The 16,486-nt window shown below is 43.6% G+C and carries 18 protein-coding genes; all 18 read left to right on the forward strand.

Annotated elements, in window-relative coordinates; all coding sequences use genetic code 11:
- Window positions 1–44: 44 nt before the first annotated feature.
- The 18 genes from glpX (at window position 45) to G6R02_RS01880 (ending at window position 16,443) form a co-directional block, all read left to right on the forward strand.
- Window positions 45–1,013, forward strand: coding sequence for a class II fructose-bisphosphatase (glpX, locus tag G6R02_RS01795; protein WP_164667560.1), 969 nt, complete (start codon window positions 45–47; stop codon window positions 1,011–1,013).
- A 361-nt stretch (window positions 1,014–1,374) separates the two neighbouring features.
- Window positions 1,375–2,655 (forward strand): transcription termination factor Rho, encoded by a 1,281-nt coding sequence (rho, locus tag G6R02_RS01800; protein ID WP_164667561.1) that lies wholly within the window; start codon window positions 1,375–1,377, stop codon window positions 2,653–2,655.
- Between the two features lie 139 nt (window positions 2,656–2,794).
- Window positions 2,795–3,040: a type B 50S ribosomal protein L31 gene (locus G6R02_RS01805; protein ID WP_164667562.1), complete on the forward strand. Its 246-nt coding sequence runs from the start codon at window positions 2,795–2,797 to the stop codon at window positions 3,038–3,040.
- A 302-nt stretch (window positions 3,041–3,342) separates the two neighbouring features.
- Window positions 3,343–3,963, forward strand: coding sequence for a thymidine kinase (locus G6R02_RS01810; protein WP_164667563.1), 621 nt, complete (start codon window positions 3,343–3,345; stop codon window positions 3,961–3,963).
- Between the two features lie 200 nt (window positions 3,964–4,163).
- Window positions 4,164–5,069 carry a nuclease-related domain-containing protein gene (locus tag G6R02_RS01815; protein ID WP_164667564.1) on the forward strand — a complete coding sequence of 302 codons (906 nt, stop codon included), beginning with the start codon at window positions 4,164–4,166 and terminating at the stop codon, window positions 5,067–5,069.
- A 568-nt stretch (window positions 5,070–5,637) separates the two neighbouring features.
- Window positions 5,638–6,708 (forward strand): peptide chain release factor 1, encoded by a 1,071-nt coding sequence (gene prfA, locus G6R02_RS01820; RefSeq protein WP_164667565.1) that lies wholly within the window; start codon window positions 5,638–5,640, stop codon window positions 6,706–6,708.
- 1 nt (window position 6,709) lies between these two features.
- The gene (gene prmC, locus G6R02_RS01825; RefSeq protein ID WP_164667566.1) at window positions 6,710–7,567 is read left to right on the forward strand and encodes a peptide chain release factor N(5)-glutamine methyltransferase; all 858 of its coding nucleotides are present in this window, start codon (window positions 6,710–6,712) and stop codon (window positions 7,565–7,567) included.
- 238 nt (window positions 7,568–7,805) lie between these two features.
- The gene (spoIIR, locus tag G6R02_RS01830; protein WP_164667567.1) at window positions 7,806–8,429 is read left to right on the forward strand and encodes a stage II sporulation protein R; all 624 of its coding nucleotides are present in this window, start codon (window positions 7,806–7,808) and stop codon (window positions 8,427–8,429) included.
- A gap of 61 nt (window positions 8,430–8,490) precedes the next feature.
- Complete coding sequence (locus G6R02_RS01835) at window positions 8,491–8,898, forward strand: GNAT family N-acetyltransferase (RefSeq protein ID WP_164667568.1); 408 nt, start codon at window positions 8,491–8,493, stop codon at window positions 8,896–8,898.
- A gap of 200 nt (window positions 8,899–9,098) precedes the next feature.
- Entirely contained in the window at window positions 9,099–10,121 is a 1,023-nt protein-coding gene (locus G6R02_RS01840) for an L-threonylcarbamoyladenylate synthase (protein WP_164670289.1), read from the forward strand.
- Between the two features lie 61 nt (window positions 10,122–10,182).
- Window positions 10,183–10,737 (forward strand): manganese efflux pump MntP, encoded by a 555-nt coding sequence (locus G6R02_RS01845; protein WP_164667569.1) that lies wholly within the window; start codon window positions 10,183–10,185, stop codon window positions 10,735–10,737.
- Window positions 10,738–11,121: 384 nt separating this feature from the next.
- On the forward strand, window positions 11,122–11,742 hold the full coding sequence (locus tag G6R02_RS01850) for a low molecular weight protein arginine phosphatase (protein WP_164667570.1): 621 nt from the start codon (window positions 11,122–11,124) through the stop codon (window positions 11,740–11,742).
- A 67-nt stretch (window positions 11,743–11,809) separates the two neighbouring features.
- Window positions 11,810–12,253: a ribose 5-phosphate isomerase B gene (gene rpiB / locus G6R02_RS01855; protein WP_164667571.1), complete on the forward strand. Its 444-nt coding sequence runs from the start codon at window positions 11,810–11,812 to the stop codon at window positions 12,251–12,253.
- A 48-nt stretch (window positions 12,254–12,301) separates the two neighbouring features.
- Window positions 12,302–12,844, forward strand: a complete 543-nt coding sequence (locus G6R02_RS01860; RefSeq protein WP_425509058.1) for a TIGR01440 family protein — start codon at window positions 12,302–12,304, stop codon at window positions 12,842–12,844.
- A 21-nt stretch (window positions 12,845–12,865) separates the two neighbouring features.
- Entirely contained in the window at window positions 12,866–14,101 is a 1,236-nt protein-coding gene (locus G6R02_RS01865; protein WP_164667573.1) for a serine hydroxymethyltransferase, read from the forward strand.
- A gap of 328 nt (window positions 14,102–14,429) precedes the next feature.
- On the forward strand, window positions 14,430–15,059 hold the full coding sequence (gene upp, locus G6R02_RS01870; RefSeq protein WP_164667574.1) for a uracil phosphoribosyltransferase: 630 nt from the start codon (window positions 14,430–14,432) through the stop codon (window positions 15,057–15,059).
- 18 nt (window positions 15,060–15,077) lie between these two features.
- Window positions 15,078–16,193 (forward strand): non-hydrolyzing UDP-N-acetylglucosamine 2-epimerase, encoded by a 1,116-nt coding sequence (gene wecB, locus G6R02_RS01875; RefSeq protein WP_164667575.1) that lies wholly within the window; start codon window positions 15,078–15,080, stop codon window positions 16,191–16,193.
- A complete protein-coding gene (locus G6R02_RS01880) occupies window positions 16,186–16,443 on the forward strand; it encodes a hypothetical protein (RefSeq protein ID WP_164667576.1) in 258 nt (85 codons plus the stop codon). The genes wecB and G6R02_RS01880 overlap by 8 nt, the downstream gene beginning before the upstream one ends.
- Window positions 16,444–16,486: the final 43 nt, after the last annotated feature.

Raw genomic sequence — 16,486 nt, forward strand, 5'->3', positions numbered from 1 at the left:
TCCTTTTGGGATGAGGATATTTTAATCAAAAGGAGAGAGGTAAAATGGAAAGAAGTTTAACGATGGAAATCGTTCGCGTAACAGAAGCTGCCGCCCTTTCATCAGCACGCTGGATGGGCCGGGGAAAAAAAGACGAGGCAGATGATGCAGCGACTTCAGCAATGCGCGACGTTTTTGATACAATACCAATGCAGGGGACAGTAGTAATCGGTGAAGGAGAAATGGATGAAGCACCAATGCTTTATATTGGTGAAGAACTCGGCACCGGTTCAGGTCCCAGCGTTGATATAGCGGTTGACCCGCTGGAAGGGACAAACATTGTCGCTCAGGGTACATGGAACGCACTGGCAGTTATTGCCATTGCGGATCAAAGCAAGCTGTTGCATGCACCGGATATGTACATGAAAAAGATAGCAGTAGGTCCGGAAGCAGTTGGGAAAGTGGATGTTAACGCATCAACAGAGGAAAACTTAAAGGCTGTAGCCAAAGCAAAAAATAAAAACGTGGAAGACCTTGTCGTAATTGTGCTGGATCGTCCGCGTCATGCCGAGTTAATTGAGGAAATCCGTGCAACAGGAGCACGAATTAAATTGATTCCTGACGGCGATGTTGCGGCTGCCATGAATACAGCTTTTGATGATACTGGTGTAGATATATTGCTGGGAATCGGTGGTGCCCCAGAAGGAGTTCTTTCCGCTGTAGCATTAAAATGCCTTGGCGGTGAAATCCAGGGAAAACTGACCCCTTCAAACGATGAAGAAAGTGAACGCTGTAAGGCAATGGGCATCGATGATCTCGATAAAGTATTCTATATGGACGACTTTTGTGGCGGTGATGATGCTATTTTTGCTGCAACAGGAGTAACCGATGGCGAACTCTTACAAGGCGTTCAATTTAAAGGAACAAGCGCAACAACTCAGACCGTAGTAATGCGCGCCAAAAGCGGAACAGTCCGCTTTATTGACGGTACACACAGCTTAAAGAAAAAACCAAACCTCGTGATGAAACCGTAAGATCTATAAGCGAAGGAAGCCATTTTATCTCCGGCTTCCTTCTCTATTAATCAATAAAATTAGAAATAGAGTTGAATGTTATACTGCAAACGGGTATTATTGTAGATGTTTAATAATAGTAAAGATTGGCTAATATAAATTATAAAACAAAAACTTCTATTCTAGCTTCCGACAATTCTTCATTTCTCTTAGTACAGACCATTCAATTAAAAAACTGAATAAGAAATTGCACAGTCGGTAACGAGAACAAATAGTTGAATATACATATCTTTACAAATCTTATCTAAATAATCGGGTTTTTCACTAGCATAGGTGAAGCCGAATTTTATCTAATTTTTAAATGAATAGGCGTGGTGATTTAATGGCTGCATTAACAATTTCTCATCTGGAGACATTAACTTTAAAAGAAGTGTATGCTCTCGCACGTGAGTACAAAGTTTCCTATTACGCGAAACTGACAAAAAAAGAACTTATATTTGCGATTTTAAAGGCACAAGCCGAAAAAGACGGCTACTTATTTATGGACGGCATACTGGAAATCATCCCATCTGAAGGATTCGGTTTTCTACGACCAATTAATTACTCCCCAAGTGCAGAGGATATTTATATTTCTGCCTCACAAATCCGTCGTTTTGATTTACGAAACGGGGATAAAGTTTCCGGGAAAGTACGTCCCCCAAAAGAAAATGAACGCTACTACGGGTTGCTGCACGTTGATGCAGTAAATGGTGAGGATCCGGAAACGGCAAAAGAACGTGTGCATTTTCCTGCATTAACGGCTTTATATCCGGACAGACTCATGTCGCTGGAAAAAGAAACAAAAAACTTGTCAACGCGAATTATTGATATTATGACTCCTGTTGGCTTTGGTCAGCGCGGATTGATCGTTGCACCACCAAAAGCCGGTAAAACAGTTCTTTTGAAAGAAATCGCCAACAGTATTACGGCTAATCATCCGGAAGCTAAATTAATTATTTTACTCGTGGACGAGCGACCTGAGGAAGTAACCGACATCGAGCGCTCGGTAAGTGGAGATGTCGATGTTGTCAGCTCAACATTTGACGAAGTTCCGGAAAGCCATATCAAAGTATCGGAATTGGTGCTGGAGCGCGCAATGCGTCTGGTTGAGCACAAGCGTGATGTCATTGTCTTAATGGACAGCATTACCCGGCTTGCCCGTGCATACAACCTTGTTATTCCGCCAAGCGGACGTACCCTTTCAGGTGGTATTGACCCGGCAGCATTCCACCGTCCGAAACGATTCTTCGGAGCGGCAAGAAATATTGAAGAGGGCGGAAGTTTCACGGTATTGGCAACCGCTTTGGTTGATACCGGTTCACGAATGGACGATGTTATTTATGAAGAATTTAAAGGCACAGGCAATATGGAACTGCATCTCGACCGCAGTCTTGCTGAGCGCCGCATCTTCCCTTCAATCGACATATTGAAATCAGGCACCCGAAAAGAAGAACTGCTCATTTCAAAAAGCCATCTTGATAAAATCTGGGCAATCCGCAAAACGATGCAGGATTCCCATAACTTCCTTGATCGCTTCCTGAAGCGGCTCAGGGCATCGAAAAATAATGATGAATTCTTCCAGCAAATGGATGAGGAAATGAACCGTCGCGGTATCAAGAAATAGCCTGTTATGATTTACTATTGCAATGAATAGTTCAGACTGTTATAATCTTTCTATGTGAGTTCAGTAAGGTATCGCACCTATGACGGCTCTTGCAATAACTCTGTCTCGCGAGATTCAGGGCAAAAAGGAGTGGAAAGACATGAAAAAAGATATTCATCCAGAATACAGAAAAGTTGTGTTTCTTGATACAAGCTCAGAATTCAAATTTTTGAGTGGATCAACACAAGACTCAGAAGAAACAATTGAGTGGGAAGATGGCAACACATACCCATTGATCCGTGTTGAAATCAGCTCAGATTCACACCCGTTCTACACAGGTAAGCAAAAAGCTGACAAAGTCGGCGGACGTGTAGACCGATTCAAGAAGAAATATAATATGAAATAAAAGGCTGAGGTGACTGGTCAGAAGCGGACGCATAAGCAAGGGGCCGGAAAACACCTGGTTTTTGGTGTTTGGAGTGCCCATTGCTTATGACGACAGCTTCTAGGAGCCGAAGCTAGATTGAATAAACTGTACTAAATATAAAACAGGCAAAATGTCTATATACTTTGCCTGTTTTTTTACTTCCTTTATTACCGATTTAAAAAAGGAACATAGTATAAAATACCTATCAAAGTATGTCGAATAAAATGATAAAATAAAATAAATACATATCGAATATTCAATGTTGAAGGGAGATCCCGTACATGTACGTTATGAAACAAAGTGGTTGGGTGGAAGTTATTTGCGGCAGTATGTTTTCCGGAAAGTCAGAAGAGTTGATCCGCCGGGTTCGCCGTGCGACATATGGAAATTTATCTGTACGTGTTTTTAAACCAGCAATCGATGACCGTTACGCAGACGACTCAGTCGTATCGCATAACGGCACATCCACAATTGCCCGACCTGTAAAAAACTCCGATGAAATATTGGAATACATGGAAAGTGATATCGACGTTATCGGGATCGATGAAGTCCAATTTTTTGATGAAAATGTAGTTTCAGTAGCAGATGAATTAGCGAATAAAGGGATTCGCGTCATAATCGCCGGGCTCGATACCGATTTTCGCGGCGAACCATTCGGACCAATGCCAAAACTTATGGCACTGGCAGAATCCGTTACTAAACTGAACGCAATTTGCCCTGTCTGCGGGTCCCCTGCAAGCCGCACACAGCGCCTGATTAACGACAGACCAGCATCATACGACGACCCGATAATCCTGGTTGGCGCATCCGAATCGTACGAACCACGCTGCCGCCATCATCACGATGTACCAAATAAACCCAGTAACAGAGTAGTAAATACCCTATCAAAAATGTCAAAATAGAGTGCTGCGGCGCTCTTTTTTTGGTTGGCTGTGCATACCCGACCACCTTTTATCTGAAAATATCAACCCTTTCTTTTAGATATGCATTAAGTAATACGACACAAATATTCTCTTTTTCTATTTTTCCAAATACATATTCCAATAAGCGAAACTATTTTATATAATAGATTTAAACTAACAGAAAGGATGTGGACTAGGCTGTGTTGTATAAACCGCGAACAAAGTCAACCGAGTTAAGGATCCTCGAATTATTAAACACCCGAATGAAGTTAACTGACAAGGATAGAGGCCACTACATAAGGTTGAAAAAAGGCTACGAGGGAGAAGTTCAATTTGACAACCTGACAGAAAAGCTCCAATGTGAGTGCCTGATATTAAATGATTTGCTGCTTGAAGTAAACAGCACCACCTTCCAAATAGATTCCCTGATGATCTTCCAACGTCTAATCCGCTTTTATGAAGTGAAGAATCTTGAGGGTGATTACTATTGCGAATCGGATAAAATATATAGGAAACCCAGAAAGGAAATTATTAATCCGCTTCACCAGTTGAGCAGAAGCGAATCCTTGCTGCGTCAGTTATTCTCCAGCCTTGGAACGAACCCGTCAATTGAATCTTCTGTTGTTTTCATCAATCCGAAATTCACCTTATACCAAGCACCTCTCGACAAACCGATTATTTTCCCGACACAGATTGAACGACATATGAATCAACTGAATTCCCAAACCTCAAAACTAACGAATAAACATAAAAACCTTGCAGATCAATTAATTGCTTTGAATATAAAAGACTCCCCCTTTAAACAGCTGCCTCCTTACGATTATGATCAGCTTCGAAAGGGAATCACCTGTCCGAAATGCCATTCATTTTCTGTAACTGTTGATAGCAGAAAATGCGTTTGTCAGTATTGCGGACATGCCGAGTTAGTGGGGGATGCTGTTATGAGAAGTGTTGAGGAATTTAAAATTCTTTTTCCAGATGAAAAGATTACTACGAATGTTATTTATGATTGGTGTAGTGTGATTGCTTCCAAGGAAAGAATCAGATATATTCTTTTAAACAATTTCACCAGGGTGGGGAGTGGTCGATGGTCTTACTTTGAATAAATCAATTTATAAAGTCCTTATTTTACTAAAAGGGGGTTAATTTATACTTTTTAGTTTGCCTAGAATCCCATCACGAGGATTTCTTGCTAAAATCGAACACCAATTCCTCGTTACAGCATTCCTCACGAGGATTTCTTGCTAAAATCGAACACCAATTCCTCGTTACAGCATTCCTCACGAGGATTTCTTGCCAGAATCGAACGCCAATTCCTTGTTACAGCGTCCCTTACGAGGATTTCTCGCCAGAATCGAACACCAATTCCTCGTTACAGCGTCCCTTACGAGGATTTCTCGCCAGAATCGAACACCAATTCCTCGTTACAGCGTCCCTCACGAGGATTTCTCGCCAGAATCGAACACTAATTCCTCGAGACAACGTTCCATCATGATTTTTAATGCCGTAAACATGCATGATTCGCTTAAAAAACCTAATAAGCAGAAGGAAATTCCCTTCCTTACCACACAGAAACATACTCGCCCGGCGCCTCCACCGTAATCTCATAATAATTTTGACCTCCCACAATGAGTATACTATAATTATACTGTTAATCAGAAAGAGGTGACCGTGATGTTAGAGCGTTTGCAATCATTGGAAGACCGTTATAATAAACTGAATGAACTGCTTAGTGATCCGGATGTTATCGGTGATACGAATAAATTGCGCGAGTATTCCAAGGAGCAGGCAGGACTTGAGGATGTCGTCCAGGCATATGGTGAATATAAAGATGTAACAACACAATTAGATGATGCGAAAACAATGCTTGATGATAATCTTGATGAAGAAATGCACGAAATGGTAAAAATGGAAATTGAAGAGCTGAAGGAAAACAAAGAAAATCTGGAAGAAAGATTGAAAGTTCTTCTTCTGCCGAAAGATCCGAACGACGATAAAAACGTTATTATGGAAATTCGCGGAGCGGCTGGCGGTGATGAGGCTGCACTGTTTGCCGGTGATCTTTACCGGATGTATTCCAAATATGCCGAGACACAGGGATGGAAAACCGAAGTAATCGAAGCAAGCTCAACTGGTGTCGGCGGGTATAAAGAAATTATTTTTATGATCAATGGTGATGCAGCCTATTCCAAATTTAAATACGAAAATGGTGCACACCGCGTGCAGCGTGTTCCAGAAACAGAATCTGGCGGCCGTATTCATACCTCGACTGCAACGGTTGCTGTGTTACCGGAGACCGAAGAAGTGGAAGTTGAAGTTCATGACAAAGATATTCGCGTGGACACATTTGCATCAAGTGGTCCCGGAGGTCAGAGCGTTAACACGACAATGTCCGCTGTTCGCCTGACTCACGAACCGACTGGAATTGTGGTTTCCATCCAGGATGAAAAATCACAGATTAAAAATAAGGAAAAAGCGATGAAAGTTCTGCGTGCGCGTATTTATGATAAGTACCAGCAGGAAGCACAGGCGGAGTATGATGAGAACCGGAAATCCGCGGTTGGTACCGGTGACCGTTCCGAGCGAATCCGTACGTACAATTTTCCGCAGAACCGTGTGACGGATCATCGTATCGGCCTGACCATTCAAAAGCTTGACCAGATTCTTGAAGGAAAACTGGATGAGTTCATTGACGCACTTCTTCTTGAAGAACAAACGAAAAAACTTGAAGAACTTGGAGACTAAAATGGAAAAAGAATCCAAAATCTATGAAGTCCTGCGCTGGGCTTCTCTTTTTTTAGAAAAAAATAACCGCGAAACAAGGGTGGCCGAACTGCTGCTCCAGCATTATCTCGGCGTGTTCAAAACTGAATTTATTACAATGATGCGCGACCCGGTTCCGGAAAATATCCACAAGCAATTTCAGCGGGCAATTGAAAAACACGCTGAAACCGGGGTGCCTATCCAGCATATCATCGGACACGAAACATTTTACGGCAGGACATTCCATGTAAATGAACATACACTTATTCCAAGGCCGGAAACCGAGGAGCTTGTCCAGCAGGTGATTGAAGCGGCACCAGACAAGCCGCTCACGATTATCGATATCGGAACAGGCAGCGGGATAATCGCTATAACCATTGCCCTGGAGCTTCCAAACGCCACCGTTTATGCAACTGATATTTCGGAGGAAGCACTGGCAATTGCTCAAAAAAACGCCAAGAAACTGAATGCAGAAGTAACTTTCCTTCAAGGCGATTTTCTAAAGCCGTTCATCGATGAAGGAAAACTGGCCGACATCATCGTATCCAATCCACCTTACATTGCACGGTCTGAAGCAGCGAGCCTGTCTGATACGGTAAAAAACTTCGATCCGGAACTCGCCCTTTTTGCCGAGGCGAATGGCCTGGCCGCCTACAAAAATATCATCACAGACCTCCCGCAGGCTATCACCGATGAAGCACAAGTTTTTTTCGAAATCGGCCATGACCAGGGAAAGGCAGTCAGCGGTATGCTCTACAGCAAATTCCCATCAGCCAGTATTGAAATCATCAAAGACATCAACAAAAAGAACCGAATTGTTAAAACATATATAAAAAACTAGATGATTGTTATTTTTGAATGATATGTGCTCTTTTTCATAGGCGTTATGCCAAAGTTGGCGCAGATGCTGGCTATTCCCTGTAAGTTTGTCGTTTTTCAAAAACAATTAAGCTAACTGCAAGCACCTCAAATTGCTGGTGAAAATAATAGCCTGTCAAAAAATAATAGATTCCTAGTTTAAAAAAACTCCCCCCTGCCCATACTGTTTGTAAATCAGTTGGAGAGGGGTTTTTTAAACGATGAAGAAATTGGTAGTTTCAGCAATTATATTTTTAATTATTATATTCGCAATGCCAATTCAAGGTACAAGTGAGGAGAACAGCTCACAAACAGATATTAAAGTAATTCCTGACGAGGCAATCCGTTTACGCATTCTTGCAAACAGTAACCAGAAAGACGATCAGCAATTGAAGCGGATGGTTCGTGATGAGGTAAATGCAGTTATTTCCGATTGGGTGAAGGACATTACAGACATCAATAAAGCACGAAAAATGATTGATGCGCGCATACCGGAAATTAAGGAAATTGTTGGTGAAGTTCTGAAACGTGAGAATAAAGAACAAACCTTTGATGTAAAATATGGAACAAACATAACATTTCCAGCGAAACTGTATGGATCATTTTTATATCCTGCAGGTGAGTATGAAGCAGTTCTGATTACACTTGGAGAAGGAAAAGGCGATAATTGGTGGTGTGTTCTGTTTCCTCCATTATGCTTTTTGGACTTTGGCAATGGGGCAAGTGTTGCAGAAGCAAGCGCCGCCAGTGATAAGGAATTGAAAGAACAAAAGCAAGATCAGAAAAAGGAAAAAGAAGAGGCTGAGGTTAAATTTTTTCTTTTTGAATGGTTTGGCTGGTCATAGTTTTTCTAGTTTCTGCATAGAATACTAGAAATGCCATCAAAAATCATAGAGGTGAAAAAAAATGAAACTAATCGCAGCGAAAAATGCACCCGTAGAGAAGCTCAAAAACTTTTTGGAAAGTAACGAGAATGTGGATAAGAATCTGTTGTTGGAAAAAGGATACGTTGTGGAAATTAAGGATACCATTGAGGGATGTTTTGTAATGGATTTAGTTGATAATCACCAGGATAAATATTGGCTGAAGCAGCTATACATTACTCCAGGCGCTGCCGCATCATTACCGGTTTTACTGGAAACTATTCTGGCTTTGGCAAAAGAAAAGCAGGCAAAACAGGTTTTTGTCCACAGTCATCAGCCAATGGTCGATGTTTTGCTTGAAGCATTACAGTTTCATCCACAAAAGAACGACTTGCTAGAGGATAAATACCCGGTTGATAAAGGCAGCTGGTGGACATATAACGTGTCATAAGCAGTTATTAACACTTATTCACAAATGTCTGTGGATAACATGTTCAAAAACTGTGAATTCTATTTGAAAGTTATCAACATGCCCCTGAAATAATAACAATTTATTGTGGATAGCCTGTGGAAAACCATCTTCAGGCTTCTTTTTTTGCGAAAAAAAATCCCATCGACTAAAATAAACGATAGAAAAGAGGTACAACGATGATGCAAACAAACCGATGGGACTTGCAAACGGAACAACCGAATAAACAGGTAATCGAGGAAGCCGCTCATCTTTTAAAAAGTGGACAAACGGTGGCTTTTCCGACTGAGACCGTCTATGGACTCGGCGCAGACGCAACGAGTGCGACTGCGGTATCAGGTGTTTTCCAGGCGAAGGGGCGTCCCGAAGATAATCCGCTCATTGCGCATGTAGCGACAAAAGAGCAGCTCAGCCGATTAGTAACTGAATTGCCGGCTATTGCTGAAAAGCTGATTGATGAATTCACACCCGGGCCATTAACACTCGTATTGCCCAGCAATGGTGCCTGTGCCAAAAATGTAACAGCCGGGTTATCCACAATCGGCGTCCGGATCCCGAGTCACCCAATTGCCCAACAGCTGCTGAAAACATGTGATATCCCGATTGCTGCTCCCAGTGCCAATATTTCCGGAAAACCAAGTCCGACAACAGCGGATCACGTATGGTCGGATTTGAATGGTAAAATTGCCGGACTGATAGATGGCGGGCCGACCGGTGTTGGTGTTGAATCAACCGTAATTGACTGTACACAGCAAATCCCGGTCATCCTGAGACCAGGCGGGGTAACCAAAGAACAGCTTGAGCAGGTGGCCGGGACCGTAATGACAGATCCCGCGCTGGCAAACAAATCCGGGCAGCCGAAAGCACCAGGCATGAAATATACCCACTATGCACCGGAAGTACCAATGTGGCTTGTAGCGGGATCGGCTGAGGATATTCAGGTGGTAATTGATACGGAACGCATTCAGCAAAAGCGAGTCGGCGTGATGGCAAGTACCGAAACAGCTGGTAAATTACAGGCAAACCGAGTTATTCCGCTCGGGACAAGTTTGGAGGAAGTTGCTGCCGGACTTTACGATGCGTTACGTGAATTCAAAAATGGCGATGTCGATCTGATTTTATGTGAAACATTCCCATCAACAAACATCGGACAGGCAATCATGAACCGTCTGGAAAAAGCAGCAACAGCATACATTAAAGATTAACTTCTCATAATCCCCCTTGGACATGCATATAGTGTAATAGCATGTCCGAGGGGGATTGTGGATGTCGGTATATCAGATAGGCGAAATTGTATCACTTGTATTTATGGCCGCAGCACTGGGTATGGATGCATTCTCCGTCAGCTTGGGGATGGGAATGCAGGAAATCAGGTTAAAGCGTATTGCAGTAGTCGGATTCGTGATCGGAACAGCTCACATAATCATGCCGTTTATCGGTATTGTACTGGGACAAGCAATCTCCAAACAGATCGGTGAATACGCTATATTGACAGGCGGGCTGCTCCTTGTTGGGATCGGTGCACAAATGGTTTTTTCATCATTTAATCACGGCACAAAAAAAATCGTGCAGCCGGTTGGCATCGGCCTCATCTTTTTTGCAATAAGTGTCAGCCTTGACAGTTTTTCAGTCGGACTCAGCCTGGGGATGTCGGAAGTTAAAACAGTAATCGCCCTGATACTATTCGGCGCAGCAAGCACCGTCATGACATGGGCCGGAATGATTCTGGGTCGAAAAGTGCACGGACTGCTCGGCGTCTACAGTGAGTTACTAGGCGGCAGCATCCTGTGCGGCTTTGGGTTGAATATATTGTTTGGTTAAGATGGATTGGACTAATTTAAGATTTTCTGCTGTCTGCAGAAAATCTTTTTAAATTCGTGAGCCGTGCGATCGACTCGCGCGGTAACTGCTCGAACTCGCGCGACAATCCCCGAACTCGCGCAACAACCACTCAATATCGCGCGACAGCCGTCCAAACTTGCGCGAAAGCAGACTGAACTCGCGCAACCACAGCTTGTACTCGCGCGGCAACAGTCTCAACTCGCGCAACAATCACCAGCACCCGCGCAAGAACGGTTCAAACTTGTACGCCCCCCCCCCTTAACAAAAAGATAACATCACAAACCATGTCATTTTCCTCTGACATCCCGGTCTGTTCTATGGTATAGTTTGAGTGAGTGGATTTATTTTATCGGAGGTTCGCAAATGAAAATTTTATTCGTTTGTACAGGAAATACATGCCGAAGTCCAATGGCGGAAGCGCTGATTAAACATAAAATGCCTGAAGTTGAAGTACAATCAGCGGGTATTTTTGCCGGTCGGAATGAGCGCCCGAACAGTAAAGCGATGGAAGCATTAAAACAGCAGGGTATTACATTGGATTCCAAATCACAGCCGGTAACAGACAACCTGTTGTACTGGTCGGATCTGGTTATCACAATGACTACCCAGCATAAACAATCACTGATTATGCAGTACCCCAACTTTCAGGATAAATATTTCACATTAAAAGAATATGTGTCGGAAGCGGATAAAAAAATCTGGAATGAATTGAAGAAAGCATATGCTGATTATGAGGAAAAGCGTTCACAGTTCATCCAGGAAAATGAACGTGAGCTTGATAATCCAAGTCTTCAGGACAAAATTTCAAGCTATTTGCATGATGATATTGAACACATTAAGAGCCTCGAAGCGAATCTGATTAACTATGATATTTCCGATCCGTTCGGCGGTGATTTACCAACATATCAAAAAACGCTGACAGAATTGGAAAAATATATCGATCTACTCCGCGAAAAAATAGCAAAAGACAATCCAAATACTTAAAAAATGAGCAAAAATGATGCATAATGAAACTATGAAGAACAAACATCATGACAAGGAGTGACATAAGATGAAAGTTATTTTAACAGCAGACCATGCGGGCATGACCATTCGTAATGAAGTGAAAAATCTGCTCGATGAGATGAATATTGAATATGAAGATACAGGCTGTTCATGTGAGACATCAGTGGATTACCCGGACTATGCACTGCCGGCAGCCGAACGTGTCGCCAATGGTGAGTTCAACCGCGGCATCTTTATTTGCGGTACGGGAATCGGCATGTCCATTTCTGCAAATAAGGTAAAGGGTGTCCGTTGTGCGCTCGTCCATGATGTTTACAGCGCGCAATTAACCCGTCAGCATAACGATTCCAACGTATTGGCCATGGGTGAACGTGTAATCGGACCGGGCCCGGCACGCGAAATTGCCAAAGCATGGCTTGAAACTGAATTTGATGGCGGCCGTCATGCAAACCGGATAGGCAAAGTTACCGAATACGAAAGTAAGGAATAGGACAGGTGACCAATTATGGCAGATTTATTGAATCAGGTCCACCAAGATATGGAAGCTATTCATTCGGAATGGGTTGCCAGCGGACATCTTGGCAAGGAAGTCATTTTTGTCATTGGCTGTTCAACGAGTGAAGTCGCCGGAAAGCATATTGGTACATCAGGCAGCGAGGAGGTTGCTGCAGTTATTTTTAAAGCGCTGTCAAACCTCAAAGAAGAAACCGGCATCCGGCTTGCATTTCAGTGCTGTGAACACCTGAATCGGGCAATTGTCGTGGAAAAAGAAACGATGCAACTGCACCGGCTTGAGCAGGTTTCCGCCATCCCGGTTCCTAAAGCAGGCGGTTCGATGGCTTCTTTTGCCTATAAAAATATGGACAATCCGGTCGTAGTGGAAACTATTCAGGCCGATGCCGGAATGGACATCGGCGAAACAATGATTGGCATGCATCTGAAGCGTGTCGCTGTTCCGCTCCGATTTGACCAGCGCATGATCGGCAACGCCCGGGTAACCGCTGCACGAACCCGGCCGAAACTGATTGGCGGCAAGCGCGCTGTATATGAGAATATCGCAGCAAACAATCAATGCACTTAACTAACTCAAGGGGGAATACAAATGGATCAGGTAAAAAAAGTAGATCACGAACTATATGAAGCAATGCATGCTGAAAAAACAAGGCAGCAGGAGAAAATAGAACTCATCGCATCGGAAAACTTTGTATCAGTTGCAGTTATGGATGCAATGGGTTCCGTACTGACAAATAAATATGCTGAAGGGTACCCGGGCAAACGCTATTATGGCGGCTGTGAACATGTCGATGTTGTGGAAAATCTTGCACGCGATCGGGCAAAAGAACTGTTTGGTGCTGACCATGCCAATGTACAGCCACACTCTGGAGCTCAAGCAAATATGGCAGTTTATTTTTCGGTATTGGATCCAGGTGACACGGTGCTTGGAATGAACCTGAACCATGGCGGTCACTTGACCCACGGCAGCCCGGTGAACTTCAGCGGTAAATTATACAATGTCGTTGACTACGGTGTTGATCAGGAAACGGAGCAGCTTGATTATGCTGCTGTTTTGGAAAAAGCAAAAGAAGTAAAACCGAAGCTGATCGTTGCAGGTGCCAGCGCATATTCACGAGAAATCGATTTTGCCAAATTCCGTGAAATTGCTGACGCTGTTGATGCGTATTTGATGGTTGATATGGCGCACATTGCCGGACTTGTTGCAGCAGGATTACATGACAATCCGGTTCCACATGCTGATTTTGTTACAACAACAACACACAAAACATTGCGCGGACCACGCGGCGGCATGATTCTTTGCAAAGAAGAATTTGCGAAAAAAATCGATAAATCCGTGTTCCCGGGTATGCAGGGCGGACCATTGATGCACGTTATTGCAGCAAAAGCAGTTTCATTTAAAGAGGCGCTGTCCAATGATTTCAAGGAATACTCCAAACAAATCATCGCCAACGCAAAAGCACTCAGCGAAGCACTGACAAAAGAAGGAATCCGCATCGTTTCAGGCGGAACTGACAACCATTTGCTGCTGCTTGACGTTACACCGCTTGAATTAACCGGTAAAGCAGCCGAAAAAGTGCTCGACGACATCGGTATTACCGCAAATAAAAATACGATTCCTTTTGATACCGAAAGCCCATTTGTAACAAGCGGTGTCCGCATGGGGACCGCAGCTGTCACAACCCGCGGCTTCAAAGAACCGGAAATGGAAGAAATCGCTTCAATCATTTCTTTCACATTGAAAAACCATGAAGACGAAGCAGCATTGCGTGAAGCGGAAAAGCGCGTTGAGAATTTAACCGGTAAATTTCCGCTGTACGCTTAAATTGAGGAGGATGTTCCCCTGGGGGAGCGTCCTTTTTTGTAGTTAGCGAAGGTCAAGCTGTCGATTAAGCGTCGGGAATGGGTAATTCTAAAAAACGCTAAAGTTTGAACCAAAAACGCTAAAGTTCACAAAGAAATAGCTAAAGATTAAGTCAAAAACGCTAAAGTTCCGTTTGAAATCGCTAAAGTCACTGTAAAAAAAACAATACCCGGGGTTCAAACAATGACCCTAACCGGAGAACCCATTTTCACAGGCCATCACTTGAAAGCTCATCCATTTTTCAGTACAATTTGTAAGATGCAATTAATAATAAGGAGTGATCGGCGAAATGGGAAAAGTGCATGTACTGGATCATCCGTTAATTCAGCATAAGCTAACCTACATAAGGGAAAAAGACACAGGTACCAAAGAGTTTCGTGAGCTTGTTGACGAAGTTGCCATGTTAATGGCTTTTGAAATTACAAGAAATCTGCCGCTTCAGGATAAAACAATCAACACCCCGGTAATGGAAGCACAAACACAAGTGCTCGCCGGTAAAAAAATCGGCCTCGTACCGATTCTTCGTGCCGGACTTGGCATGGTTGACGGCATGCTCAAGCTGATTCCGGCAGCAAAGGTCGGACATGTTGGCTTGTACCGTGATCCGGAAACATTAAAGCCGGTGGAGTATTATATAAAACTGCCTTCAGACATTGAAGAACGTGAACTGATCGTAATCGACCCGATGCTTGCGACAGGCGGATCAGCGAATGACGCAATTCATTCCTTGAAAAAACGCGGGGCAAAACAGATTCGCCTGATGTGCCTGGTTGCTGCACCAGAAGGCGTGAAAGTAATCCAGGAAGAACATCCTGATGTTGACATTTATTTAGCCGCTTTGGATGAAAAGCTGGACGAAAAAGGCTATATCGTTCCAGGCCTTGGTGACGCTGGAGATCGTTTATTTGGAACAAAATAATGCTAAGGTGGAAGTATAATGAGTAAACGTATTAAAGTGATGACAATATTTGGGACGAGACCGGAAGCGATTAAAATGGCACCGCTTGTTTTGGAACTGAAAAAACGACCGGATGTGTTTGAACCAATCGTGACCGTTACCGCACAGCATCGTGAAATGCTCGATCAGGTCCTGGCTATTTTTGGAATCACCCCGGACTTCGATTTAAACATTATGAAGAAAAAACAGTCGCTGGCGCAGATTACGACTCGCGCGCTCGAAGGACTTGACGAAGTGATGAAGGAAACCGAGCCGGATATTGTCCTAGTGCACGGTGACACGACAACAACCTTTGCCGCATCTCTCGCCGCCTACTACAACCAGATTGCAGTAGGTCATGTCGAGGCAGGCCTGCGAACATGGGACAAGTATTCACCATATCCGGAAGAAATGAATCGTCAGCTGACTGGTGTAATGGCTGATCTGCATTTTGCACCGACAGATAAATCGATGCACAATCTTTTGGAAGAAAACAAACAAGCCGACCGTATTTTTGTAACAGGAAATACAGCAATTGATGCATTGAAGACAACTGTCGATAAGGATTATTCCAGTCCGATAATTGATGCACTCGGGGATAAACGTCTGGTACTTATGACTGCACATCGCCGGGAAAATCTGGGGAGCAATATGCAGCAAATGTTCCGGGCAATCAAGCGCCTTGTTGAAACACATGATGATGTACAGGTTATTTACCCGGTCCATCTCAACCCGGTTGTACAGCAGACAGCAAACGAAATCTTGGGTGATGACGACCGCATTCAATTGATTGAACCGCTCGGTGTAGTAGATTTTCATAATTTCGCAGCCCGCTCCCATTTAATTATGACTGATTCAGGCGGGGTGCAGGAAGAAGCGCCATCACTTGGTGTGCCGGTGCTTGTTCTGCGTGATACGACCGAACGCCCGGAAGGAATTGACGCGGGTACATTGAAACTGGCCGGAACTGACGAGGATACAATATTTGATCTTGCCAATGAATTGCTGAGCGATGATGAAGCACACGAGCAAATGGCAAGAGCTTCCAACCCGTATGGTGACGGTGAAGCTTCAAGAAGAATTGCCGACGCAATAGAAGAATATTTTAATGAATAAGAAGGTGGGATTCAGCTGGTCGCTGAATCCTTTATTTGATTGGAGAGCGGGAACATCAGCAGAAAAGGAAAAGTATCGGCAGAGAACAGAAACAACGGTTGAAGAGCGAAAACATCAGCCCGAGAGGAAAAACATCAGCCCGACAGCGAAAACATCAACCCCACAGCAAAAATATCAACCCGACCCCCCTCAACACCGCCAATTCAGCGCACCCAATGCAACCCCATATCATCACGCTTCACATAAATAGTATGATTTCCCGCTTTTTTACAAAGGATAATAAGTATACAATC

The organism is Virgibacillus doumboii, from assembly GCF_902806455.1.
GTDB lineage: Bacteria > Bacillota > Bacilli > Bacillales > Amphibacillaceae > Lentibacillus > Lentibacillus doumboii.